Origin of the sequence: Rathayibacter sp. VKM Ac-2760 (genome assembly GCF_009834185.1) — a bacterium.
Classification (GTDB): domain Bacteria; phylum Actinomycetota; class Actinomycetes; order Actinomycetales; family Microbacteriaceae; genus Rathayibacter.
Window position 1 is genome coordinate 106953 of sequence record NZ_CP047174.1, and the last position, 24826, is coordinate 131778.

The window sequence follows — 24826 nt, forward strand, 5'->3', positions numbered from 1 at the left end:
GTCGACGGCCTGAGGAGTCGCCTCGGCCTGAGGCGAAACTATTGCACTCATCTATTTTCGCGTCAACTGCCCGAAACTAGATCAGTGTGCTAATTTCGGCGGACGCTTTCACGAAGAGGAGATCATGACTCTCGTCGCACTTCGGGCCGATACCCGATCGACTCCGCTGGGAATCGATGCCCCTCGTCCTCGTCTCGCCTGGCAGGCCGTCGACGAAGACGCCAGCTGCTGGCAGGTGCAGGTCTCCTCGTCGGACGACTTCTCCGCGCCGCTGTGGGACGCGGAGGCCGACGAGTTCGCTCTCCGCTACGACGGACCGCCGCTCGAGTCGGCGACGCGCTACCGGTGGCGTGTGCGGAGCATCCGACCGGTCCTCGGCCCGTGGTCCGAGTCTTCCTGGTTCGAGACGGCCTTCCTCGAGCCCGAGCGGTGGCGCGCGGACTGGGTGGGCGCACCGGCGGTCGACGACGACGACTCGGCCGTCTACGTCCGCGGGGAGTTCACCCTCACCGATCCGATCGCGAGCGCGCGCCTCTACTCGACGGCTCTGGGTTGGTACCGGGTCTTCGTCAACGGCGTCGCGGTCAGTGGCGACGAGCTCCTGCCACGGTTCACTCCTCTCGACGAGATCCTCGAGTACCAGGTGTTCGACGTCGCTGAGCACCTGGTGATCGGAAAGAACGTCATCTCGATGGCCGTGGCAGACGGTCGATTCCGCGGCCGTCTCGGCGCCGATCGCCAGCGCGTCTACGGCGATCGACTCGCTGCACGGGCCCAACTCGAGGTCCGCACCGTGGCAGACGGGCTCGTGACGGTCACGAGTGGACCGGACTGGACCCGCGGCCGCGGACGCATCCAGAGGAGCGACCCGAAGGCCGGCGAGAGCATCGACCTCCGGGTGAACGAGTCCGAGTGGCACGACGCCGAAGTCGCACCGGCCGCCTTCCTCCCTGTCGAGGTGATCACTCCGACCGTCGACCGCGCGCTCGTGGCCGAAGAGGTGGAACGTGTGCGCGGAGTGATGACGCTCGCGCCGTCGAGTGTCTCCCGTCTGGCGGACGGTCGCCAGATCGTCGCCTTCGACCAGAACTTCACGGGTGTCCCCAGGATCCGCGTGAGCGGTGACGCAGGCGATGTCGTCACCCTCACCTACAGCGAGGTGCTCGCTGCCGATGGGACCATCGATACCGCATACGTGCTGCCGCCCGGCCCGTTGAGCAAGAACTCGACCATCCCCCGCGACGAGATCATCCTCGGAGGGCGGCAGGAGTGGGTTCAGCCGTGGTTCACCATCCACGGTTTCCAGTACGTCGAGGTGGCCGGACTGTCGGCGGACCTCAGCGTGCACGACGTTCAGGGGGTGGTGTTGTCGAGCGATCTCGAGTCCCGCGCCACCTTCACCAGCTCGGACGCTCGCCTCGAGCGGCTGTTCCGCAACGTCGAGTGGAGCCTTCGCGGGAACTTCGTCGATACGGCCACCGACTGCCCGACGCGAGAGCGACGCGGCTGGACCGGCGACATCCAGGTCTTCGCACCGACCGCGGCCATCATGGTCGACGCGCAGGCGTTCCTCGAGCGGTACCTCCGCAATCTCGCCATCGAACAGGGCGATGACGGTCGAGTGCCTGCCTACATCCCGCAGGAGGGCTCGACGTTCAGCAGCATGGACGGCGGCGCGGCGTTCGGCAGCGCCGCCGCAGGATGGGCGGACGCGGCGGTTCTCACGCCGTGGGACGTGTACCTCTACACCGGCGACCCGACGGTGCTCGAGCGCCAGTGGGACAGCGCTCGGCGCTGGGTCGAGTATCGGCGGACGCAGGCCCGCGCTTCTCGTGGTCGGGGCCGCTGGCTCACCCGATCTCTGGGGAAGCGCGAGCAGTACATCGTCGGAGGTGGACTGCACTACGGCGAATGGCTGCGCCCCGGAGAGACCATGCCGCGACAGATCTACAACATCGCGGTCCCCAATCCGGCGATCGCCACGGCCTACTTCGCGCACTCCTCTGCTGTCCTCGGTCGCATGGCGGCCGCGCTCGGTCGGGAGGGCGACGCGCGCGAGTACAGCGAGCTTTCAGACGCTGTTTCCGACGCGTGGCGTTCCGCCTTCGTGCGGCGCGGGGGAGCCCGCATCGGCAAGGACCTGCAGGACGAGTACGTGCGCGCCCTAGAGTTCGATCTCCTCCTTCCCGCTCAGCGGACGATCGCCCTGTCACGACTCGTCGAACTCCTCGAAGCGAACGACTACCGACTCGCCACCGGGTTCCTCTCCACCCCCCACCTCCTCCGCGTGCTCACCGAGCACGGCCGTGTCGACGTCGCCTACCGGGTCCTGCTCCAGACGTCGGCGCCCTCGTGGCTGCACCAGGTCGAGCTGGGCGCGACGACGGTGTGGGAGACATGGGAGGGGTACCGCCCGGACGGTCGAGCGAAGGACTCGCACAACCACTACGCCCTCGGCACGGTGGCCCGCTGGCTCGTCGAGGGCCTCGCCGGCATCGCGCCCGCCGCGCCCGGATACCAGCGGATCCGCCTCTCGCCCGCCGTGCATCCCGGCCTCACGTCCGCGCACGCGCGCATCGCCACGCCGTTCGGAGAAGCGTCGAGCGGATGGAGTCTCACCGGCGGCACCGTGACCCTCCGAGCGGTCGTGCCGCCCGGCACGACCGCTGAGGTCGACCTGCCGGGCGGAGCCCGGACGGTCGCTGCGGGAACCCACGAGTTCACCTGGCGGCTCGAGCAGACCGCCTCCCCTTCCGCCTCCACGACCCGAGGACTGTCTTGACCACCTTCGCCGACTTCGCGCACGACACCGTCGACCCCGAATTCGGTGCGCCGTTCATCGACGTCGACGAACGGCGCGACGCGCCACTCGCCCACCGCTACGTGCACGGCGGCTTCTCGGACAGTGCGACCCGATTCTCGCTCTACCTGCCTGACGCTGAGCAGTTCGAGGGCCGCTTCTTCCAGTACGTGCAGCCGGTGCCCGTGAGCGAGGACCTCTCGCAGGGCGCGACCGGACCGGACGACCGGATCTCCTTCGCCATCACCTCGGGCGCCGCGCTCGTCGACACCAACAACGGCGGACCGGCGCACGAGGAGCCCACCTACGGCGCCTTCCGAGCCAACGCCGCGGTCGCGAATCTCGTTCGTGCGCTCCTGTCGACGACCTACGGGACGGAACGCGTCTACGGCTACGCCTACGGCGGCAGTGGCGGCGCGTTCCGCGTGATCGCGGCAGCTGAGAACACCTCCGGCGTGTGGGACGGCTTCGTGCCCTTCGTCGTCGGTTCTCCGATGGCCCTGCCGAACGTGTTCAGCGCGCGCCTGCACGGTCGACGAGTCCTCGGAGACCGCCTCGACGACATCGTCGATGCGATCGACCCCGGCGGCTCCGGCGATCCGGCCGCGACGCTGACGGACGAGCAGGCCGAAGCGCTCGCGGAGGTGTCGGCGATGGGGTTCCCCCTCCGGTCGTGGTTCGCTCACCGCACCATGGGGATGCACGCCTTCGCCGTGATCTACCCGTACCTGCGTGTGCTCGATCCGAGCTATTTCGACGACTTCTGGACGGTACCCGGGTATCTCGGCGCCGACCCCACATCATCCGTGCACCGCGACCGGCTCGAGATGCCCACGCGAATCGTCGAGCTCCTGTCCACCAGCGATCTCGAGGAGAGCGGGCTCGCGGTCGGAACGCACCCCGGCTCCTCCAACGGAGGAGCGGACGATGCCTGGCTCGGCGATGAGCGGATCGAGACGCCCGTCGCGGCGCGGTTGCAGAACGCGCCCGGTCGCTCTATCGACGAAGCTGAGCTCGTCGTCACCTCCGGCGCATCGGCCGGTCGCCGCATCGTCGTGCTGCGGATGATCGACGACGTCGCGATCTTCGGCCCCGAGGAGGACGAGAGCGTCCCACGAGGGCTGCGCGTCGGCGACACGGTGACCCTGGACAACAGCGGGATGATCGCGGCCCAGACCTACTATCGGCATCAGGTCCCCGGTCGCGACTTCCCCCAGTGGGACCAGTTCCGTGGTGCTGACGGAGAGCCGATCCACCCGCAGCGGCCCCTGCTCATCGGGCCGCTCCTCGCGTTGGGAGCGACGGGCACCCTTCAATCCGGTCGCTTCGACGACCGGATGATCCTGGTCGAATCCGTGCTCGACCGTGAAGCATTCCCGGGGCAGGCGGACTGGTACGCGAAGAAGGTGTACGACCAGGGAGGCGAGCAGCGGTTCCGGATCTGGATGGTCGACAACGCACTTCACGGAGAGCTCGAGGAGCAGGAGTTCCCCACACGGACCATCGGATACGTGGGTGTCCTGCACGAAGCACTGCGTCAACTGGCAGCGTGGGCCGAGCGTGCCATCGAACCGTCCGCGTCGTCGTCCTACGACCTCACCGACGGCCAGGTCATCCTGAAGGATGCACGGGGTGTGCAGCCGTTCGTCACTCTGACCGCCGACGGCTCCCTGCGCGCCGAGGTCGAGGTCGGGCAGGAGGTGACCCTCGAGGCCCGCGTGCGCGCCGCAGCCGGAGCCGTCGTCCAGCTCGACTGGAGTGACCTCGGAGACGGGGTCTACGAGAGCGAGCACCTCGCCCCGGCGCCTGAGAACACCCGCACACGCACCCTCACCTTCACCGCGCCCGGCACCTACTTCCCGGCGGTCAGGGTGATCGGACGGATCACCAGTGCCGAACTCGAGCCGTTCGGCCGCCTGCAGAACGTCGCGCGCGCGCGGGTCGTGGTGACGGGGGCGGCCACGCCGAGATGAAGCGGAGCCGCCCCGCCGGAGTCACCGAGAGGGTGGCACGACCGCGTCCACTGACCAGGTGAGCTCGGCGCGTGTCGTCCCACGATCGATGTCGTTCTCCCGACCCCGGCGCCGGCGACGACGACGACCTCCTCGGTCGGGGCGTGCTGTCGTCGCCGCGAATGCCGGGGCGTGCAGGAGGAGGGCGCCTCCGCTCAGCGGAGTCAGCCGCGACTGCGCTCGAGGAAGTCGATGAGGGGCTTCGATCCTTCGAGGAGGCGGGAGATGCGGGCCATTCCGGCGTCCGACGTGAGGTCGGAGTCGGCGAGCGGTTCGCGGGTGATGAAGCCCTTGCCCCGCAGGACGTCTCGGGCCGGGTCGTCGGCGTCGAAGCCCCTCGGGATCCGCTTCGTCCACGAGCCCGACTGCGAGGTGATCCCGTGGGGGAAGAGCTCGGTGAAGCGGTCGGACGTGACGATTCCGGAGAACTCGCTGAAGTCGTCCGAGACCCGGCGGCGAAAGCGGAGGAGCTCCTCCCCTGTGGGATTCGGTGCTCCCCCTCCGACGAAGCAGTTGCCCGGCTCGACGTGGACCGCGTAGCTCGCCGCCGGACCTTGGATCCCCTGGGTTCCGATCACGATGTAGTAGTCGGTCTTGTAGGGCGGCCTGTCCGCTCCGAACCGCCTGTCGCGGACCAGGCGGGTCACGCTCTTCTCGGGCCGGAGCGACGCCCGGGCGATCACCGGGTCGAAGGCCGAGACCGTCGTGATGAGCTCGCCCGCGAAAGCGATGACGTCGTCTCGCGCGGCCCTGTACTCCTCGCGGTGGCTCGCCATCCACGCCTGGGAGTCGTTCTCCCGCAAGGTCCGGAGGAAGTCGAAGGTCGTCTTGTTCAACACGGTGGGTACTCCTCGGATCCGATGGGAGGTCGCCGTCCCGACGGAAGCCGGTCGGTCTCTCCTCCGCCTCGGACGATAGGAGAGACCACCGACATTACTGACCGTGGTCAGCCCGATCGTCGGCTCCGAGTCGAAGGGGGTGCGTCACTCCAGGTGACCCGCCCGTTCCATCTGACCGAGGGTGCGGCTGAGGTCGCCGATCTCGTCGCGGAGGCGCCCGGCCAGCTCGAACTTGAGCTCGCTCGAGGCGAGGAGCATGTGGTCGTTGAGCTCGCCGATGAGCGCTTCGAGCTCGTCCGCTCCGCGGGCCGCGAGCCCTCGGCGCCCCGGCCCGCCCTGCGCCTTCTTCGCGGCGCGGCTCGCGAGCATGTGAGCGGTCGCCGCTCCCTCGCGCTCCAGATCCTCGGTCATCCCGGCGATCTTCTTGCGCAGCGGGGTGGGGTCGATGCCGTGCTCGAGGTTGTAGGCGACCTGCTTCTCGCGTCGGCGATCGGTCTCGTCGATCGCGAGCCGCATCGAGTCGGTGACCTTGTCGGCGTACATGTGCACCTCGCCGGACACGTTGCGGGCGGCGCGGCCGATGGTCTGGATCAGCGACGTCGACGAGCGGAGGAAGCCCTCCTTGTCGGCGTCGAGGATCGCGACGAGCGACACCTCGGGCAGGTCGAGGCCCTCGCGGAGGAGGTTGATGCCGACGAGGACGTCGTAGACGCCCGCGCGCAGCTCGGAGAGCAGCTCGACCCGACGCAGCGTGTCGACATCGGAGTGCAGGTAGCGCACCCGGACACCCGCCTCGGTCAGGAAGTCGGTCAGCTCCTCCGCCATCCGCTTGGTGAGCGTGGTGACGAGCACTCGCTCGTCGCGCTCGGTCCGGAGCTTGATCTCCTCGAGCAGGTCGTCGATCTGGCCCTTGGTCGGCTTCACCACGATCCCGGGGTCGACCAGGCCGGTCGGGCGGATGATCTGCTCGACGACACCGTCGGCGATGCCCATCTCGTAGCGGCCCGGAGTCGCCGAGAGATACACGGTCTGACCGACGCGCTCCTTGAACTCCTCCCACTTCAGCGGGCGGTTGTCCATCGCGGACGGAAGGCGGAAGCCGTGCTCGACGAGCGTGCGCTTGCGGGACGCGTCGCCCTCGTACATCGCGCCGATCTGCGGCACCGTGACGTGCGACTCGTCGATCACCACGAGGAAGTCGTCCGGGAAGAAGTCGAGCAGGCAGTGCGGCGGCTCGCCGGCGGCCCGCTCGTTGAGATGACGCGAGTAGTTCTCGATACCCGAGCAGAAGCCGATCTGATCGATCATCTCGAGGTCGAAGGTGGTCCGCATCCGCAAGCGCTGCGCCTCGACGAGCTTGTCCTGGCGCTCCAGCTCGGACAGCCTCGAGGCCAGCTCCTCGCGGATCGTGACCTGGGCGCGTGCGAGCGTCGCCGGGCTCGCCACATGGTGGGACGCGGGGAAGATCGCGACCGAGTCCGGACTGCCGACCGTCCGGCCCGTCAGCGGATCCAGCGTGTGCAGACCCGTGACCTCGTCACCGAAGAGCTCGATCCGGATCGCGAGGATCTCGCTCACCGGGATGATCTCGATGGTGTCGCCCCGGACGCGGAACGTGCCGCGGGAGAAGTCGACGTCGTTGCGGGAGTACTGCATCGAGACGAACGTGCGCAGCAGCTCCTCCCGGTCGATGCGCTGGCCGACGCGCAGCGCCGTCATCGCCTCGACGTACTCCTCGGGTTTGCCCAGCCCGTAGATGCAGGACACCGTGGAGACGACGATCACATCTCGACGGCTCAGCAGCGAGCTCGTCGTCGAGTGGCGCAGACGCTCGACCTCGGCGTTGACGATGCTGTCCTTCTCGATGAAGGTGTCTGTCTGCGGAACGTACGCCTCCGGCTGGTAGTAGTCGAAGTAGGAGACGAAGTACTCGACCGCGTTGTCGGGGAACAGCTCCCTGAACTCCGTCGCGAGCTGCGCGGCCAGTGTCTTGTTGTGCGCGAGGACGAGAGTCGGGCGGTTCACCGCCTCGATGAGCCAGGCGGTGGTCGCCGACTTGCCGGTGCCGGTCGCGCCGTGCAGGACGACATCGGTCTCCCCCGCCCTGATCCGCGCGGTGAGGTCGGCGATGGCGGCGGGCTGATCGCCGCTGGGTGCGTAAGGGCTGTCGACGCGGAACGCGGTGACGTCTGTTGTGGGCTCCATAGGAGGAACGCTACGGTCGACCACCGACATTACTGACCGCGGTCACTCATTCGCGGGTCGCCCCGCGTGGACCGGGTCAGAACAGCGTCGGCGGCAGGTGGGCGATCGGACGCAGCCCCGTGAGAGTGACCCGGATGCTGTCGAAGCGCCTCATGGAGAAGGGAGCGGTCGTCTCGCCGGCGATCCGCAGCCACGTCTCCGCGTCCGCGGTGGGATCCCCCGTGACGCCGTGAAGCGTGATCGGCGCGCCGGAGCCGCTCCGCAGGACGACGGTGATCCCGGAGCCGACGAGCCCAGCGCGCCCTGCGCGGGTGCAGGCGCGGCGCACGCACAGCTCCACGAGCCCGTCGGTGGTGTGATCGGGGCGCGCGTACCCCGCGATCGCGCCCTCGGCCGTCAGTGCCGTGCGCGCCTCGACGGGTCGCACCTGGTCGTCGTCCGTGCCCTCGCGCATCCGACGGAGCCGTCGCGACATGGTCGTGCCGCACGCCGCCTGCAGCCGCTCGTCGAGGACGGAGTCGAGATCGCCCAGCCGCCGGACGCCGAGGCTCTCGAGTCGGCGGAGCGTGGTGCCTCCGACACCCCAGAGCCGATCGACCGCCAAGGACCTGCGCAGCTCCGCGTCCTGCTCGCCGTCGATCACGACCAGTCCGTCGGGCTTCGCGGCTCGAGAGGCGAGCTTGGCCATGAGCTTCGTGCGCCCGACTCCGATGCTCACGGGCAGCCCCAGTTCGCGAGCGGCACCGGCGCGGATCGCCGTCCCGGCCCGCGCGGCCTCCGAGGAGTCAGCGGCACCGACGTCGAGGAACGCCTCCTCGATCGATCCCGGCTCGACCGCTCTCGCATGGCGATGGAAGAGGTCGAAGAGCGCATCGCCCGCCTCCTCCACTTCGTCCCGCGGGACGTCGACGAGCTCGAGCTCCGGGCAGACCCGCAGCGCCTCGGCGATCGTCGCACCACCGCGGACGCCTCGCGCCCGGGCGGGGTAGTTCGCGCTCGCGATGAAGTGGTGCACCACCACGGCCATCGGACGAGTGCGCAGACGAGGGTGCGACCGCATGACGACGGAGGCGTAGAAGCAGTCGGCATCGGCGTGCAGCAGCGGCATCGTCAGCCCTCTCGACAGGGGCCGCCGGAGACACCCCGACAGCACCCCTCGATCATCGCGGACCTGCGAGCTCGGTGGCGCTGAGATCGATGCGGGGCAGTGGGCCTCCGGCGTCTGCGCACAGGCGATGTCCGCAGCGTCCGCGACGACCGCCGTCGGGAAGTGGCATCCTTCCCCGCAGAGACTTCCACCGAACGAGAGGACACCCCGTGCCCCTGGACCCCGGCATCGTCGAGCGCCTACCGCTTCTGGAAGGGGTCGGACGCAGCGGTCCGGCGGTGGCTCGGGCGGACGCCGCCTTCACCGCGGATGATCCCTGGAGCGAGCCGCCCGGTATCGACATCGCCGACGTCGTCGTCGCCGGACCCCACGGCGCGATCCCGATCCGCCGGTACGCCCCCCGCACGTTCGAGTCCGCCCTGCTGTGGGTGCACGGCGGGGGATTCTCGTTCGGCGGACTCGACATGCCGGAGTCGCACGTGGTCGCCGCCGAGCTGGCGGCTCGAGCGAACGCCCTGGTCGTGACGGTCGACTACCGCCTGGCACGACCGGACCAGCGCTACCCGATCCCGATGGAGGACGTCATCGCGGCGTGGACGTGGCTGGGGACCGAGTACCCGGATGCACGTCGCGCACTGGGCGGGGCGTCCGCCGGAGCGGCGCTGGCGCTGGCGTGCGCACGGAGTGAGCCCGCGGACGTCACGACGCTGCTGCTCGCGTATCCGTTCGTCCACTTCCCCGTGCCCGCGCTCGACGATGCGACCGCCGCAGTGATGCGCGACCTGCCGTCGCGGCTGCGGTTCACTCCTGCCGTCATCGAGGACATGGTGCTGGCGTACGTCGGCCGCGTGCACACTCTGCCCGAGCTCGCCCTGCCGGCGGCCGCGCCGATCGCGGCCACTCATCCGGAGACCTTCGTACTGACCTCGGAGTACGACGATCTGCGCCCGTCGGGCGATCTGCTCGTGCGTCAGCTCGCCGACGCCGGCGTCCGGGTGCACGCGCGTCGCGAGCCGGGGGTGCTGCACGGCCACCTGAATCGGCATCCCGGCGCCCCGGGCGTCGACGGCTCGCTCGACTGGTTCGCCGCGGCCCTGAGCTGATCTCCCCCCCCCCGCGCCGGACGCAGCGGACCGGCTGAACGCCGGGCCTGTCTGCGAGGTCGGAGGGCTACGCCTCCGCCTGCTCCGGCGCGCTCGAGGCGTAGGGCCCGAGGACCGCGTGCACGTACCGGGTGAGTGTCGAGCGCATCGTCTCGCGATCGACTCCGTCGAGGGACGGGTCAATTCCGGCCACCATCAGTCCCCCTCCGGCCGCCGCGAGGGCCACACGCGCTTCAGCGCTCGGCCGGTGCCCGATGAGGAGGGCGTCCATCCGAGCGGTGTGGCGCTGGTACCGCTCGTCGGAGCGGAGGAGCCGGGTCATCTCGGGATCACGAGGCAGGGTCGCCGCGAAGTCGCGATGGTCCAGGACGAGTTCGACGAGCCCGGTCACGGTCGCGTCGAACCGAGAGGCCCGCGTCGGCTGCATCGACGCCTCCTCGACGAGCGAGCGCAGCTGCTCGATCGCCGGCTCCGCGGTCGCCAGGACGATCTCGTCCTTCGACTTGAACTGGTGGTAGACCGCCGCCTTCGTGACGCCGAGGTGATCGGCGATCATCTGCAGCGACGTCCCGTGGACACCGTGCTGCGCGAACAGAGCACGGGCGGCGTCGAGGAGCTTCAGGCGGCTGCTGCCCGTACTGCCGGGGGGTCTGCCCACGCACGCACTCCTTCGTCTGCTCGATCGTACGCGAACCTGAGTTTCCGCCGAATGCGGATGGCGAATAACTAGCCGAGCGGCTAGTTTCGATCCCACCGAGATCGACGACCAGGAACAGGCCGAACCCATGTCGAACCCTGCAGCCAGAGGAACACCGCTCGAGCAGAGCGTGCTGATCGTCGGAGCCAGTGCTTCAGGACTGGCGACCGCCGAAGCGCTCCGACGAGCGGGCCACCACGGCGCTCTCACCCTCCTCGATGCGGAAGCGCACCCGCCGTACGACCGGCCACCGCTGTCGAAGCAGCTGCTCGCGGGTGACTGGGACAGGGAACGCGTGGAGCTGCGCCCGGCGGAAGCGCTCGCGGACCTCGACGCGGACTTCCTCCTCGGCCACCGCGCGGTGCGGCTGGACCTCGACGACCGCTCGGTCACCACCGACGACGGCCGACGGCTGAGCGCCGACGCCGTCGTGATCGCGACCGGCGTGACGCCGCGTCGCCTGCCGGGCCAGGACCAGCTCACCGGCACCCACGTGCTGCGCTCGCTCGACGACGCGCTGCGACTCAAGGACAGCCTCGATCCCGGACGCCGGCTCGTGGTCATCGGCAACGGCGTGCTGGGCTCCGAGATCGCCGCGACCGCCGGCCGCCTGGGCGTCACCGTCACGCTCGTCGGCACGGATCCCCTCCCCGTGCAGCGCCGGCTCGGTCGTCTGGGTGCGTGGCAGCTCACCACCCTGCACCAGCAGGCGGGCGTGGCGCTCCGCAGTGGGAGCCGAGTCGCGCGCTTGCTCGGAGACGACGGCGACGTGCGCGGTGTCGAGCTCGACACCGGCGAGACGCTTCCGGCGGACGACGTGGTCGTCGCGATCGGCTCCGATCCGCAGACCGGCTGGCTCGAGCAGAGCGGGCTCCGGGTGGACGACGGGGTCGTCTGCGACGCCGGGTGCTCGGCGGCACCCGGCGTGTGGGCGGTGGGAGACGTCGCTCGCTGGGAGCACCCGTTCCTCGGCAGTCAGCGGTTCGAGAACCGCACGAACGCGGCCGAGCAAGCACTCGCCGTCGCTCAGAACGTCCTCGGAGGCGAGATCGACTACGCACCGATCCCGTACTTCTGGACCGATCAGCACGGCGTCAAGATCATGGTGCACGGGGCGATTCCGGCCGATGCGCGCACGGTCATCACCGACGGTGATCCGGCGGCGGGACGCTTCGTCGCGATGGCCGTGTCCGCGCAGGACGGCGACCCCGTCGGCGTCCTCGGCTGGGGGATGCCCAAGCAAACCCGGCTCCGCCGAGCAGAGCTCGTCGCGGCCCGCGAGCGCGTGGACGCGACACCCGACGCTCCTCGCCGCACGACTCCTGACGCCTCTCGCGTCAGATTCTCACCCGCGTGACCACAGGCGCATTGCGCCCACCGCAGTCCCGATACGGAGGTAGACGAATGTCCATCAGCACCGACCAGCGAACCGCGCACGACGAACTCGAGAGCATCGGTTCCTTCCCGCTCCAGCGAGACGCGAAGTGCCCCTTCGACCCGCCTCCCCGAGGACTCGAGGCGCAGGAGGCAGGTCCTCTCACCAAGGTGACGCTCTGGGACGGCAGCACGCCCTGGTTCGTCACCCGCTACGACGAGCAGCGGCAGCTCCTCGCCGACTCTCGTGTCAGCGCCGACGTCTCCCGCCCCGGCTACCCGTCGCCCTCGGCGACCGAGGGCGACGCAGGACTGAGCTTCATCCTGATGGACGACCCCGAGCACGCCCGGCTGCGGCGGATGGTGACCGCGCCGTTCATGGTCAAGCGCATCAACGCCATGCGGCCAGCGATCCAGGAGCTCGTCGACAGCTTGATCGACGACCTCCTCGCCGGCCCCCGTCCCGTCGACCTCGTGGAGGCGTTCGCGCTTCCGATGCCGTCGCTGGTGATCAGCCGGCTGCTCGGCGTCCCCTATCGGGACCACGACTTCTTCCAGCGCAACAGCAAGATCTTTGTCAGCCGCGACAGCACATCCGAGGAGACGCGCTCGGCGATGGGTGCGCTCGACTCCTACCTCCGCGCGCTGATCGACGTGAAGCTCGCGGAGCCGACCGACGACGTCTTCTCCGACCTCGCGATGCGCGTGGAGGCCGGGGAGCTCACCCGCGAAGGCGCCGCGCAGATGGGCGTCCTGCTCCTGGTCGCCGGTCACGAGACGACCGCGAACATGATCGCGCTGGGCACGCTCGCGCTTCTCGAGCACCCGGACCAGCTCGCGCACCTCCGCGACTCGGGCGAGCCCGATCTCGTCGTGTCCGCCGTGGAGGAGCTGCTGCGCTACCTGACGATCACGCACGACGGCCGCAAGCGTGTCGCGCTCGAGGACATCGAGATCGCCGGCCGGACGATCGAGGCCGGCGACGGGCTGATCATGGCGACCGACCTCGGCAACCGTGATCCCGAGGCGTTCGAGGACCCCCACGCGCTCGATCTCCGGCGCGATGCGCGCCACCACGTCGCCTTCGGATTCGGCGTGCACCAGTGCCTCGGACAGCCACTGGCCCGAGTCGAGCTGCAGGTGGTCTACAGCACCCTCTTCCGGCGCATCCCCACGCTCGCGCTCGCGACGACACTCGACCGGATCCCGTTCAAGCACGACGCGCACATCTACGGCGTGCACTCGCTCCCCGTCACCTGGTGAAGACGATCTTCGCCCCTCTCGAAAGGACTGGACCATGAAGGTGATCCTCGATCAGGCCAAGTGCGTCGCCTCCGGACAGTGCGTCACGGCGGCCGACACCGTCTTCGATCAGCGGGACGAGGACGGGATCGCGATCCTCCTCGACGAGAATCCCGGACCGGAGCGCGACGCCGAGGTGCGTCAGGCAGCGGCCGTCTGCCCCGCGCTCGCCATCCGCATCGAACCCTGAGCATCCGGGCGGGGGCCCGTGCGAACAGGCCCCCGCCCGCTCCGCGGGCACCGGACGTCGTCGATCGTGCTGCGCCCGACCGGACCCGCGTCTCCCCCGCCCCGACCCTCGCCGTCCCGTCCCGTCCCGTCCCGCTGAAGGAACTCCATGAGCGCATCGTCCGCAGAGGCAGCCACCGAGCCGCACCGTTCTCCCGCTCCTCCGCCGAGGACGCGGGGCCTGGTCACCACCCTCGCCTTCGCGGGCATCACGGCTGCTCTCATGCAGACTCTCGTGACACCCCTGATCGCGACCCTGCCCGTCATCTTCGACACCAGCGCGTCGAACACCGCCTGGATCATCACCGCCACGCTGCTCTCCGCAGGTGTCTTCGTCCCCGTCGCCGGTCGCCTGGGCGACATCGTCGGCAAGCGGCCGATGCTCATCGCCTGCACGGTCCCGCTGATCATCGGCTCCGTCCTCTGCGCGCTGGCGCCGTCCCTCGTCGTGATGATCATCGGCCGAGCGCTGCAGGGCATGGGGATGGGGATGCTCCCCCTGGGACTCGCGGTCCTCCGCGACGTCCTCCCGAGAGAGAAGCTCTCCCCCGCGATCGCGCTCGTCAGCGCCACGATGGGGGTGGGCGGTGCCATCGGGCTCCCCCTCGCGGCCGCGGTCGCCGAGTTCGCCAGCTGGCGCGTGCTCTTCTGGGGCGCGGCAGCACTCGCCGTCCTGGTCGCGGCTCTCATCATCCGCTTCGTGCCCGCCACTCCCGCGGCGGCTCGCGGACAGCGTTTCGACGTTCCCGGTGCGATCGGTCTGGGGGCCGGTCTCGTCGCGGTGCTCCTCGCCGTGTCGAAGGGCGGCGAGTGGGGATGGACCTCGGCCCTCACCTGGGGGCTGATCGGAGGCGGCGTCCTCCTGCTCGTGCTCTGGGGCTGGTGGGAGACCCGCACCCGCGATCCTCTCGTCGACCTGCGGACCACGGCACGGCCGCGCGTGCTCATGACGAACATCGCCTCGATCTTCGTCGGCTTCGGGATGTACGCGAGCATGCTCGTGATCCCCCAGCTGCTGCAGTACCCCACCTCCACCGGATACGGACTGGGCCAGAGCATGCTGCAGGCCGGCCTCTGGATGGCGCCGGCGGGAATCATGATGATGGTCCTCTCGCCCTTCGCCGGCAGGCTCACCGATCGGCGCGGACCGAAGACCACCCTCGTCATCGGCACGGCGATCATCACTCTCGGGTACGTCATCAGCCAGCCGCTCCTGGGAACGACGTGGGGACTCCTCGTCATGTCACTGGTCGTCAACGCCGGGGTGGCGTTTGCCTACGGCGCCATGCCCACGCTCATCATGAGCTCCGTGCCGGTGGGCGAGACCGCCGCCGCGAACGGCTTCAACACTCTGATGAGATCCCTCGGCACCACGATCGGCGCTGCCGTGGTGGGCGTCGTCCTCGCCGAGAGCACCATCGGCTCGGGCTCCGCAGCGCTCATCTCGGAGGGAGGATTCCGGCTGGCCCTTCTCACCGGTGGCGTCATCGCGCTGATCGCGGTCGTCCTGGCCGCGCTCATCCCGGCGTCGCGGGCCGAGGACGACGATGCCGGTGGTTCGCGGTCGGGGGACGGCGAGGAGGTTGTCGTCCCGGACGGCGTGCGCGACGCTCCGGTCGCGACCTGAATCACAGGAGCCCTCCGTGGACCGGCTCGCCGCTGGAGGGCTCCCGCTCAGTCCAGGTTGCCGAGGAGGAGCGAGCAGAGGAAGGTCCGCACTCCCTGCTCGATGTCGACGGCCGCGGGATTGTAGGACCACTGCAGCTGGAGACCGTCCAGGACCGCGATGTAGAGGTTCGCGAGCTGCGCGGGATCGGCGTCGACCTTCAGACGTCCCTCGTCCTGCGCATCCTGGAACGCCCCCGTCAGGTACTCGCGGAAGTCGTCCAGCCGCTGCGCGAAGAACTCGTGCGCGGGATGGCCGGCGCTGGACGCCTCGGCCGAGATGATCGTGTGCAGCTGGATGATCCCCGGTCGGCCGGTGTTCTCACGGAGAACGCGCGCCTGGGCGGCGAACACGTCTCGGCGGGGCGCGGACGTGACCACGTCGGCGGAGTCGTCGTACCGACGCCGCAGGACCGCGTCGAGCAGCCCGGCCTTCGTGGGGAAGTGATGCAGGAGACCCGTGAGCGAGATGTCCGCTCGCGCGGCCACGTCCTTCATGGTCGTGCCGTGGAAGCCGCGCTCACCGAACTGCGCGAGGCAGGCGTCGAGGATCCGAGTGCGCACCGCGTCGGACTTCGCGTATCGGCCGCGGGGGCCGCGCGGCCGGGAGTCGTCTGCCGCTCGGGTCACGACGCGACCGCCGGTCGATCGTCGGAGCGGCTCACCGGCCGCGCCGCGGCTCGAGAGGGCGCGCGCGGTCGCCCGCGCCCCGCCCGCGCGCGCCGCTCCTCCCGCTGCGATCGCGCTCAGACATGCGCCAGGCCCGCGCTCTCGCCGCCGTCCGCGACGAACTCGGCGCCCGTCGAGAAGGAGGACTCGTCACCCGCGAGGAAGACGACCAGCTTCGCGATCTCCGCCATCTCCCCCATGCGATGCAGCGCGACGTGATCCTGCGGGAACTCCATGCCCTGGAGCAGGGGCGTGCGGATCAGACCCGGATGCACGGTGTTGACCCGGACGTTGTACGGGCCGAGGTCGAGCGCTGCGCTCTTCGTCAAACCGCGGAGACCGAACTTCGACGCGTTGTACCCGGTGATGCCTCCGTAGCCCTGCAGGCCCGCATCCGAGGAGATGTTGATGATCGAGCCGCGACCGGACGCCTTCAGGGCCTCGGTGGCGGAGCGCATCCCGTAGAAGGAACCGGTGAGGTTGACGTCGATCACCAGGTTCCAGTCGTCGACGGAGTGCTGGTCGAAGGGCGCGTTCCTGACGACCCCGGCGTTGTTGACGAGCACGTCGAGACGCCCGAACTCCTCCAGCGCCACGGCGACCGCCGCGGTCCACTGGTCGTAGCTGCGCACGTCGAGCGGTACGAAGCGCGCGGCGGCGCCGATCTCCTCGGCGAGGAGGCGACCGTCCTCCTCGAGGACGTCGCCGATCAGCACCGACGCTCCTTCCGCCGCGAGCGCCCGCGCGAATTCGGCGCCGAGACCGCGAGCGGCTCCGCTGATGAGGGCGACCTTGTCGTTCAAGCGATTCATGGGGGGCCTTTCTTCGTGTGGCGGACGACGTCGGGACGACGAGGAGGAAGCGGATCGGGGCCGGGGCCCGGTGGACGGGATCCGCCGTCGTGGGCGGGCGCGCGATCGTGGTGCTGCCGACGGCCTCCGTCCACTCCCTAATATAGCGATGTGTTGCTAAATTGGCGGGCGGGAACGTCGTCACCGCGTCGTCGCGTCCGCACCGAATGGACAGAGGAGTCCCGATCGCCATGACAACCCCCTCACCTCGCGCAACCGACCCGCTGGACGGGCTCACCCTCGAGGACTCGGCGTCGCTGCTGAGCGGCCGGGCGTTCTGGACCACGCGCGACGTCGCGGACGTCCCGAGCCTGCTCCTGACGGACGGTCCGCACGGCGTCCGTCGGCAGACCGGCGCGGTGGACCATCTCGGCATCGCTCCGAGCGAACCGGCGACGTGCTTCCCGCCCGCCGTCGCCCTCGCGCAGACCTGGGATCCCGCACTCGCGGAGCGCGTCGGGAAGGCTCTGGGCGCGGAGGCGCGGGCGCTGGGGGTGTCCGTGCTCCTCGGCCCGGGAGTGAACATCAAGCGCGATCCTCGATGCGGCCGCAACTTCGAGTACTTCTCGGAGGATCCGCTCGTCAGCGCAGCGATGGGCTCGGCCTGGGTCGTCGGCCTGCAGAGCACAGGAGTAGGCGCCTCCCTGAAGCATTTCGCGGCGAACAACCAGGAGACGGAGCGGATGCGGGTCAGCGCCGACATCGATGAGCGCCCCCTCCACGAGATCTACCTGCGCGCCTTCGAACGAGTGGTGCGGGACGCTCGCCCCTGGACGGTCATGGCGTCGTACAACGGCGTGAACGGGATCCCCGTCACTGAGCATCGCGGCCTGCTCACCGACATCCTTCGGGCCCGCTGGGGATTCGACGGTGTCGTCGTCAGCGATTGGGGCGCTGTCCGCGACCGGGTCGCGGCGCTCCGCGCGGGTCTCGATCTTCAGATGCCCGGTGGCGACGACGACGTGACCCGCTCGGTCGTCGAGGCCGTCGAGGCGGGCGAGCTCGACCGCTCCCTCGTCGAGGAGAGCGCCCGGCGACTGGTCGCGCTGGCCGAGCGCACCGAGATCGGACGCACCGACCGCTCCGTGGTCGACCACGACGCCCACCACGCGCTCGCCCGGGAGGTGGCGGGCCGGGCCGTCGTGCTGCTCACGAACGAGGCCGTCGCGGGCGAGCCCCTGCTGCCGCTCGCCCCCTCCGCGCCGCTCGCCGTGATCGGCGGCTTCGCCGAGGTGCCGCGATTCCAAGGCGGGGGGAGCTCCAAGGTGACGGCGACCAGGGTGGATTCACCGCTGGACGAGATCCGAGCCCTCGCGGGTGAGGGCGTGCAGTACGCGCGCGGCTTCACGACCGCCGCCGATCCGGACGCCGAGCGACTTCGTCTCGAGGCGACGGATCTCGCCGCCCGGTGCGGAACCGCTGTCGTCTTCCTCGGCCTGGCGACGTCGCAGGAGGCCGAGGGTGCCGACCGGTCCGACATCGAGCTTCCCGCCGAGCAGCTCGCACTCCTCGAGAGCGTCGCCCGCGTCCAACCTCGGACCGTCGTCGTCCTCTCGCACGGCGGCGTGATCCGCCTGCGCCCTGTCGTCGAACTCGTGCCGGCGATCGTCGACGGCGCGGTGCTCGGTCAGGCCGTCGGCGGCGCGATCGCCGACGTCCTCTTCGGAGTGGTGAACCCGGCCGGTCGTCTCGCTGAGACCGTCCCGCTTCGCCTGGAGGACGCGCCCTCGTACCTCGACTTCCCCGGAGAGCACCTTCATGTGCGTTACGGCGAGGGTGTCGATGTCGGCTACCGCGGCTACGACGCCCGTGGGCTCGCCGTGGAGTTCCCCTTCGGACACGGACTCTCGTACACGTCCTTCGAGCACTCCGACCTCGAGCTCAGCGTCGAGGACGGCGGGATCCGCGCTCGGGTCATCGTGACGAACACCGGTCGGCGCGATGGACGCGAGGTCGTGCAGTTCTACGTCACCCGCCCCGGTCGGCCGACGGTCCGCGAGCTGAAGGGCTTCCGCAGCGTCGACATCCCCGTCGGCCGCGCGACACGGGTCGACGTCCTGATCCCTCGACACGAGCTCGCGGCGTGGGACATCCGCGTCCACGACTGGGTGGTCGAGGGAGGCGACTACCTGGTGGCCGTCGGCGCCTCGAGTCGTGACCTCCGCGCCGTCGAGCCGGTCGCGCTCGAGGGCGACTCGCTGAATCTGCCGCTGACGCCCGACTCGAGCATCTCGGAGCTGCTCGCCACGCCGATCGGTGCCGAGATCCTCGGCCCTCTCCTCGCCTCCGCCTCTCCGGTCGAGTCCGCTGTCGAGGACGAGCTCGGCATCGACAGCGCCGCGACGACGGCCGGGATCCCGCTGAACCGTCTCCGAGCACTCAGCGGAGGGCGCGGGTTCACCGCCGATCAGCTGGACGCCCTGCTGCGGCGGATCAACGCGTGAGGGGCCCGGCCCGGCCGTAGTGGAGCGGTCGTCGCGGCACTCGCCCTCGCGCGGGATCAGCGGTGTTCACGCCGACTAGGCTGGAGGCCCCCGTCGCACTCGCGACGTGCGCTTCCCGTCTCTCGGTGAGGCTCGGGTACGGGCTGGATCCTGCTGACATGCAGCAACGCCGTCTCTTCTCCTCTCGTCGGTCGGAGCATCGATCGACACCTGCTCCGGCGGCCCCCGGCCGTCGAGACGTCGGCCTGCCGATCGTCGCGCTCCTCGCACTGGCCTCGGGGATCTTCGTGGCGCACACCGCCGAGTTCCTCCCCGGGGGCCTCGTCCCGCTCATCGCGGACGACCTCGGGATCGACGTCGGGCTGGTCGGCCAGATGGTGTCGGTGTTCGCGTTCACGGTCGTCCTCACGACCGCACCCCTGGCCCTTCTCACGGGCCGGATCAGCCGGAAGACGCTCGTCGTGGCGAGTCTCGCTCTGATGAGCCTCAGCAACATCGCGGTCTCCGCTGCCGCATCGTTCGAAGGGATCCTCGTCGCTCGCGTGGGTGGCGCACTCGCCCACGGACTGTTCTGGGCGGTCGTCGTCACCTACGCGGTGGAGATCGTTCCTCGGGAGAAGCTGGGTCGCGCGATGGCCTTCACGGGTGCGGGCAGCTCGCTCGCCGGTGTTCTCGGGATCCCGATCGGCAACGCTCTGGGCGAGTTCCTGGGCTGGCGGGAGGCGTTCCTCGCGGTCGCCCTCGCCGGAGCCGTCATCACCCTCGTGCTCTGGCGTTGGCTCCCGCCGATCGACACCCGGCGGCGCACGCCCGCAGCTCCGCACCGCCCGATCGTCCGGGATCGCTCACTCGTCGTGGTGACCGTCCTCTGCCTGCTCATCCTCGTGCTGGTCCTCGGCCAGACCTCGTTCAGTCCCTACACGACCGTGTGGCTCGGAGTCGTCGCGGGGCTCGACGGCGGAGCGATCCCCGTCTACCTCTTCATCACGGGGATCGCCGGTGCCGTCGGAGCGCTCGCTGCCGGCCACCTCTACGACCGCTCTCCGCGAGCGACCTTCGTCCTCGCCGGGTCGATGCTCACGGCGGCGATGTGCCTGCTCCCCGGGCTGGCGTCCGAGGGCCTCTCGCCACAGCTGGCCGCGGTGGCGATCTGCTCCAGCGCCTCGTTCGCCGGCATGCCGATGATGCTGCAGGCGCGGATGATGCAGACGGTGCCTCCTGCGATGCGGCGAGTGGCCGGGGCGGTGCAGACGACCGTCTTCAACCTCGCGATCGGAGGCGGCGCCCTCGTCGGCGGTCTCGTCCTCTCGGGCGCGGGAGTGCAGGTCCTCCCGTGGGTCGCCGCGGGCGCCGCTGCCGCCACCGTCCTGATCGCCGTCGTCGGGGAATCGGCTCGGTCGCGGATGCCGTCCCGTTCTCGTCGATAACTGTCGCGGAGACGGTTAGTACTGGCGTGAGGACAGTACTTTGCGGTAGGGTCCGAGCGGTGGCCACAGACCCACCCACCGCCTTCAAGGGAGAAGCATGGTTCAGAATCAGCGGACGGCAGGCCCCTGGTGGGTCGCGGTCGTCTCGGGAATGGCGTCCTACATCGACGCGGCCGCGATCATCAGCTTCGGGATCGCGATCGTCGTCTACCAGCAGGCTCTCGGACTCGACGAGCTCCAGGTCGGCGTCACCTCCGGATCCCTGACCTTCGGCATCGCCGTCGGAGCTCTCATCGGAGGTCGACTCGGCGATCGGTTCGGGCGGCGCCCCGTCTTCACCGTGACCATGGTCGTGATCCTCCTCGCTCTCGTCGGGCTGATCCTCGCTCCGAACTTCGTCGTCCTGCTCGCTGCGGCGACGCTGCTGGGCCTCGGGACCGGTGCCGATCTCCCGGTCTCGCTCTCGACCATCTCCGAGGCGGCCACGGACGCCAACCGCGGGCGCCTGCTGGGACTGTCGAACCTCCTCTGGATCGCCGGCATCGTCGTGAGCACGGCCGTCGGATCGCAGCTGGCCGCCGCGGGCATCCCGGGAGTGCAGGTCATCTTCGCGATCATCGCCGCGGTCGCGTTCCTCACGATGATCGCCCGGCTCACCATCCCGGAGTCGGCCGTCTGGCAGGCGGCGCGACGGGAGCAGCGACCCGGTGCGGCGCGCTCTGAGGCGGCTCGCGGAGCGGTCCGCGAGCTCGTCCGGACGCCCTACCGCGCGCCGTTCATCGCCCTCATCGTCTTCTACACCCTGACGAATCTCGTCGCGAACACCACCGGTCAGTACGGCAACTACGTGCTCGTGAACTTCGGCGGCATCCCGATCGAGACGGCCGCCCTGATCGGACTTCCGCTTCTGCCGCTCTCGATCGCCGGCTTCCTGTGGTTCATGAAGATCGCGGACTCGCCGTCGCGGTTCCGCTACTTCACGATCGGCGCCGTGTGCATGGTCGCCGCTCCGCTCGTCTACGCCGTCTTCGGCGTGAGCATCCCCTCCTACCTGGCGCAGGCCGTCCTCGCCACTCTCGGAAGCGCGTTCGCCTTCGAGGGCATCATGAAGGTGTGGGCCCAGCAGTCCTTCCCCACTCTCCTCCGGACGACGGCGCAGGGCGTCATCATCGCTGTCGCGCGGTTCGCCGCAGCCGGCCTCGCCTCCGTCACTCCGCTGCTCCTGGCGGTGGGGCCGAGCGTCATGTACGGGGTGCTCGCCGCCCTCGCCCTCGTCGGCGTCTCGTGGGCGTGGGTCGTCTTCCGGCGGCGGGACGCCGCGAGCGAGTTCCTCACGACGGATCACGAGAGGGCCTCCGCCGGTACGCCGGCCGCGGCGAACCCCTCCTCCGTCGACGCGGTCACCGAGGAGAGGACCGCATGACCCCCTCCGTCTCCGCACTCACCGTCGACCACCGCTCGGAGCCCCTCGGACTCGATTCGCCGGCTCCGCGCTTCGCCTGGAAGGTGGCGGAGGAGCGTCAGGACCGGTACGAGATCGAGGTCTCCCGCGATGCCCGGTTCTCAGAGCCCGCGATCCTCTGGCGCTCCGAGTGGCGAGAGGATCCCCGACCCTTCGGCCACGCCTATGAGGGACCCCCTCTGGCCTCGACCACGCGGTACTGGTGGCGAGTCCGCGTCGACTCGGGCGGCACCCCGTCCGAGTGGAGCCGGCCGTCGTTCTTCGAAACCGGACTCCTCGAGGAGAGCGACTGGTCCGCCCGATGGATCACCGATCAGGATCCGACCTCACCGAGAACTCTGCACTTCCGCTCCGACGTCGACCTGCCGGACGGCGTCGTCCGTGCGCGTGCGTACGTGACAGCCCTGGGCTGGTACAAACTGTGGATCAACGGGCGGAACGTGACGGAACAGGCTCTCGTTCCGCGCTTCACGCCCTTCGACTCGTATGTCGAGTATCAGACGTACGACGTCGGCGAGTTCCTGGTTCCGGGCAGGAACGCCATCGGGATCGTCGTGTCCGAGGGACGCTTCCGCGGTCGCCTCGGAGCGTTCTCCAAGCCCGAGCGCTTCGGCGATCGCCTCGCAGCGATCGCCCAGATCGCCGTCGACCTGGAGACGGGGGGCCGAGTGATCATCGGCAGCGACACCTCCTGGACCGTCGGCGACGGGCGGATCCGCTCCGCCGACCCGAAGTTCGGAGAACGCGTCGACCTCCGGGTCGACGCCGAGGACTGGCTGCACCTCGGAAGCGGACCGGAGAACGCCCGGGAGGCGGTCCTTCTGCCCCCGCACCCCCGTCGGATGATCGCGGAGGAGGTCGAGCGGGTCACCGAGGTCGCCGCTCTCGCAGGAACGGTCTCCACCACCCCGAGCGGGCACCAGCTCGTCGACTTCGGCCAGAACATCAACGGGCACGCTCGACTCGTCCTCGACGGACCCGCCGGAAGCACGGCCGTCGTGAGGTACAGCGAGGTCCTGACCAGTGACGGCGAGCTGAACACCGACTATCTGCACTTCCCCGGGTCCTCCCAGCGCGAGGAGTGGTTCCAGCGTGACGAGGTGATCCTGGACGGAGCCCAGCACGTCTACGAGACGACGTTCGCCATCCGCGGCTTCCGGTACCTCTCGGTCGAGGGGAGCACCCGCACCCTGACGGACTCCGACGTCGAAGCCGTCATCGTCTCGACGCGGATGGAGCGCACCGGCGGCTTCGACTGCTCCGACCCCCGCCTCGTGCAGCTGTGGCAGAACTCCTGGTGGTCGATGAACTCGAACTTCACCGATACACCGACCGACTGCCCGACCCGCGAGCGGTCCGGTTGGACCGGGGACATCCAGATCTTCGGGCCGACGGCCAGCATCCTCGCCGAGACGAACGCCTACCTCGGACGCTATCTCCGGAATCTCGCCGTCGATCAGTTCGAGGACGGAACGATCCCTCCGGTCATCCCCTCCGAAGCACCGCAGTCTCTCAGCGAGCGGGACAAGCTGCAGGACATGGCCAGGACCTCCGTGGGATGGGGGGATGTCGCGGTCATGCTCCCGTGGACGCTGTACCAGTACTTCGGAGATGCCGGCGTCCTCGAACGGCAGTACTCGAGCGCCAAGGCCTGGGTGACGTTCCTCGAGCACCGCGGACGTCGGCGAGGAGTCGCGCGACGTCTGGGGCGACGCCTCGGACCTCTCGAGGACTTCATCATCGACACCGGCTTCAACTGGGGCGAATGGCTTCGCCCGGGCGAGAGCGCAGCCTCTCAGATGGCCGGGAACCTGCTCACGGGACGACCCGAGGTGGCGACGGCGTACTACGCGAACTCCGCTCGGATCCTCAGCACGATCGCCGCGGTGCTCGGGTACGACGACGATCGCGAGCACTTCGCGGATGTCGCCGGAAAGGCGCGAGAAGCGTACAACCGCGCCTTCGTCCGACGCGGAGGAGCCCGGATCGGTGCGGACCGGCAGGACGACTACGTGCGCGCCCTGGCGTTCGGCCTGCTTCCGGAATCCGAGACGACCGCCGCGACCGCTCGTCTCGTCGAGCTCATCGAGAGCAACGACGGGCATCTCGACACCGGATTCCTCAGCACCGCCCTGCTCCTGCCCGCCCTGTGCGACAACGGCCGGAGCGATGTCGCCTGGCGGGTCCTCCTCCATCCGACCGCACCGTCGTGGCTGGCGCAGGTGGCGCGGGGGGCGACGACCATCTGGGAGACCTGGGAGGGGTACGACAAGAAGGGAGAGGCACTCGACTCCCACAACCACTACGCGTTCGGCAGTGTCAGTCAGTTCCTGCACGAGTACGTGGCGGGCGTGCGGCCACTCGAGCCCGGCTACCGCCGATTCCTGGTCGCCCCGGTCCTCGGCGACCTCGACTCCGCTGCGACCACTCTCGCCAGTCCGTACGGCACGATCGCCTCGAGGTGGGAGCGATCGGGTGATCGAGTCGTCCTGCACCTCACGGTCCCCCCGGGAACGGAGGCCGAGGTCGTCCTCCTCGGCATCCGTCGTCACCTCGGAGCCGGCGAGCACGTCGTCTCCTGCTCCGTCGCCGAGGACTCCGCACAGGTGTCCTCCTCGGCGGGAACGGTGTGATCAGCTG

At 69.7% G+C, this 24826-nt stretch carries 17 protein-coding genes; 11 read left to right on the forward strand and 6 right to left on the reverse strand.

What is annotated here, in order from left to right; all coding sequences use genetic code 11:
- Window positions 1-124: 124 nt before the first annotated feature.
- Together GSU72_RS20230 and GSU72_RS20235 are read left to right on the forward strand one after the other, a co-directional pair.
- Window positions 125-2782: an alpha-L-rhamnosidase gene (locus GSU72_RS20230; protein WP_159987065.1), complete on the forward strand. Its 2658-nt coding sequence runs from the start codon at window positions 125-127 to the stop codon at window positions 2780-2782.
- The gene (locus tag GSU72_RS20235) at window positions 2779-4773 is read left to right on the forward strand and encodes a hypothetical protein (protein WP_159987066.1); all 1995 of its coding nucleotides are present in this window, start codon (window positions 2779-2781) and stop codon (window positions 4771-4773) included. Before GSU72_RS20230 ends, GSU72_RS20235 begins: the two co-directional genes overlap by 4 nt.
- A gap of 203 nt (window positions 4774-4976) precedes the next feature.
- On the opposite strand, the gene GSU72_RS20240 is transcribed toward GSU72_RS20235, so the two are convergent.
- The 3 genes from GSU72_RS20240 to GSU72_RS20250 all read right to left on the reverse strand — a co-directional run bounded on the left by GSU72_RS20240 (window position 4977) and on the right by GSU72_RS20250 (window position 8964).
- Entirely contained in the window at window positions 4977-5651 is a 675-nt protein-coding gene (locus GSU72_RS20240; RefSeq protein ID WP_159987067.1) for a DUF2461 domain-containing protein, read from the reverse strand.
- Window positions 5652-5795: 144 nt separating this feature from the next.
- Window positions 5796-7856: an excinuclease ABC subunit UvrB gene (gene uvrB / locus GSU72_RS20245; RefSeq protein WP_159987068.1), complete on the reverse strand. Its 2061-nt coding sequence runs from the start codon at window positions 7854-7856 to the stop codon at window positions 5796-5798.
- Between the two features lie 76 nt (window positions 7857-7932).
- Window positions 7933-8964, reverse strand: coding sequence for a DNA polymerase IV (locus tag GSU72_RS20250; protein ID WP_159987069.1), 1032 nt, complete (start codon window positions 8962-8964; stop codon window positions 7933-7935).
- Window positions 8965-9173: 209 nt separating this feature from the next.
- Between GSU72_RS20250 and GSU72_RS20255 the strand changes: the two genes are divergently transcribed.
- On the forward strand, window positions 9174-10067 hold the full coding sequence (locus tag GSU72_RS20255; RefSeq protein ID WP_159987070.1) for an alpha/beta hydrolase fold domain-containing protein: 894 nt from the start codon (window positions 9174-9176) through the stop codon (window positions 10065-10067).
- 67 nt (window positions 10068-10134) lie between these two features.
- On the opposite strand, the gene GSU72_RS20260 is transcribed toward GSU72_RS20255, so the two are convergent.
- Window positions 10135-10725: a TetR/AcrR family transcriptional regulator gene (locus GSU72_RS20260; protein WP_159987071.1), complete on the reverse strand. Its 591-nt coding sequence runs from the start codon at window positions 10723-10725 to the stop codon at window positions 10135-10137.
- 127 nt (window positions 10726-10852) lie between these two features.
- On the opposite strand from GSU72_RS20260, the gene GSU72_RS20265 reads away from it, so the two are divergent.
- The 4 genes from GSU72_RS20265 to GSU72_RS20280 all read left to right on the forward strand — a co-directional run bounded on the left by GSU72_RS20265 (window position 10853) and on the right by GSU72_RS20280 (window position 15295).
- Window positions 10853-12121 (forward strand): FAD-dependent oxidoreductase, encoded by a 1269-nt coding sequence (locus tag GSU72_RS20265; protein WP_159987072.1) that lies wholly within the window; start codon window positions 10853-10855, stop codon window positions 12119-12121.
- Between the two features lie 47 nt (window positions 12122-12168).
- Entirely contained in the window at window positions 12169-13401 is a 1233-nt protein-coding gene (locus GSU72_RS20270; RefSeq protein WP_159987073.1) for a cytochrome P450, read from the forward strand.
- A 34-nt stretch (window positions 13402-13435) separates the two neighbouring features.
- Entirely contained in the window at window positions 13436-13630 is a 195-nt protein-coding gene (locus GSU72_RS20275; protein WP_159987074.1) for a ferredoxin, read from the forward strand.
- A gap of 147 nt (window positions 13631-13777) precedes the next feature.
- A complete protein-coding gene (locus GSU72_RS20280) occupies window positions 13778-15295 on the forward strand; it encodes an MFS transporter (RefSeq protein WP_159987075.1) in 1518 nt (505 codons plus the stop codon).
- A gap of 47 nt (window positions 15296-15342) precedes the next feature.
- On the opposite strand, the gene GSU72_RS20285 is transcribed toward GSU72_RS20280, so the two are convergent.
- The gene (locus GSU72_RS20285) at window positions 15343-15897 is read right to left on the reverse strand and encodes a TetR/AcrR family transcriptional regulator (RefSeq protein WP_159987076.1); all 555 of its coding nucleotides are present in this window, start codon (window positions 15895-15897) and stop codon (window positions 15343-15345) included.
- A gap of 182 nt (window positions 15898-16079) precedes the next feature.
- Window positions 16080-16814 carry an SDR family oxidoreductase gene (locus GSU72_RS20290; RefSeq protein ID WP_159987077.1) on the reverse strand — a complete coding sequence of 245 codons (735 nt, stop codon included), beginning with the start codon at window positions 16812-16814 and terminating at the stop codon, window positions 16080-16082.
- 230 nt (window positions 16815-17044) lie between these two features.
- Here GSU72_RS20290 and GSU72_RS20295 point away from each other — a divergent pair, with 230 nt between their 5' ends.
- The 4 genes from GSU72_RS20295 (at window position 17045) to GSU72_RS20310 (ending at window position 24819) form a co-directional block, all read left to right on the forward strand.
- Window positions 17045-19297, forward strand: coding sequence for a glycoside hydrolase family 3 N-terminal domain-containing protein (locus tag GSU72_RS20295; protein WP_159987078.1), 2253 nt, complete (start codon window positions 17045-17047; stop codon window positions 19295-19297).
- Window positions 19298-19455: 158 nt separating this feature from the next.
- Window positions 19456-20724, forward strand: a complete 1269-nt coding sequence (locus tag GSU72_RS20300) for an MFS transporter (protein ID WP_159987079.1) — start codon at window positions 19456-19458, stop codon at window positions 20722-20724.
- A gap of 97 nt (window positions 20725-20821) precedes the next feature.
- Complete coding sequence (locus tag GSU72_RS20305; RefSeq protein ID WP_159987080.1) at window positions 20822-22147, forward strand: MFS transporter; 1326 nt, start codon at window positions 20822-20824, stop codon at window positions 22145-22147.
- The gene (locus GSU72_RS20310; RefSeq protein WP_159987081.1) at window positions 22144-24819 is read left to right on the forward strand and encodes a family 78 glycoside hydrolase catalytic domain; all 2676 of its coding nucleotides are present in this window, start codon (window positions 22144-22146) and stop codon (window positions 24817-24819) included. Before GSU72_RS20305 ends, GSU72_RS20310 begins: the two co-directional genes overlap by 4 nt.
- The last annotated feature ends 7 nt before the right edge of the window (window positions 24820-24826 follow it).

Coding starts and splice junctions, on each gene's coding strand:
- GSU72_RS20230 (WP_159987065.1), top strand. CDS start 125: ATGACTCTCGTCGCACTTCGGGCCGATACCCGATCGACTCCGCTGGGA.
- uvrB (WP_159987068.1), bottom strand. CDS start 7,856: ATGGAGCCCACAACAGACGTCACCGCGTTCCGCGTCGACAGCCCTTAC.
- GSU72_RS20250 (WP_159987069.1), bottom strand. CDS start 8,964: ATGCCGCTGCTGCACGCCGATGCCGACTGCTTCTACGCCTCCGTCGTC.
- GSU72_RS20265 (WP_159987072.1), top strand. CDS start 10,853: ATGTCGAACCCTGCAGCCAGAGGAACACCGCTCGAGCAGAGCGTGCTG.
- GSU72_RS20270 (WP_159987073.1), top strand. CDS start 12,169: ATGTCCATCAGCACCGACCAGCGAACCGCGCACGACGAACTCGAGAGC.
- GSU72_RS20275 (WP_159987074.1), top strand. CDS start 13,436: ATGAAGGTGATCCTCGATCAGGCCAAGTGCGTCGCCTCCGGACAGTGC.
- GSU72_RS20280 (WP_159987075.1), top strand. CDS start 13,778: ATGAGCGCATCGTCCGCAGAGGCAGCCACCGAGCCGCACCGTTCTCCC.
- GSU72_RS20290 (WP_159987077.1), bottom strand. CDS start 16,814: ATGAATCGCTTGAACGACAAGGTCGCCCTCATCAGCGGAGCCGCTCGC.
- GSU72_RS20295 (WP_159987078.1), top strand. CDS start 17,045: ATGACAACCCCCTCACCTCGCGCAACCGACCCGCTGGACGGGCTCACC.
- GSU72_RS20300 (WP_159987079.1), top strand. CDS start 19,456: ATGCAGCAACGCCGTCTCTTCTCCTCTCGTCGGTCGGAGCATCGATCG.
- GSU72_RS20305 (WP_159987080.1), top strand. CDS start 20,822: ATGGTTCAGAATCAGCGGACGGCAGGCCCCTGGTGGGTCGCGGTCGTC.
- GSU72_RS20310 (WP_159987081.1), top strand. CDS start 22,144: ATGACCCCCTCCGTCTCCGCACTCACCGTCGACCACCGCTCGGAGCCC.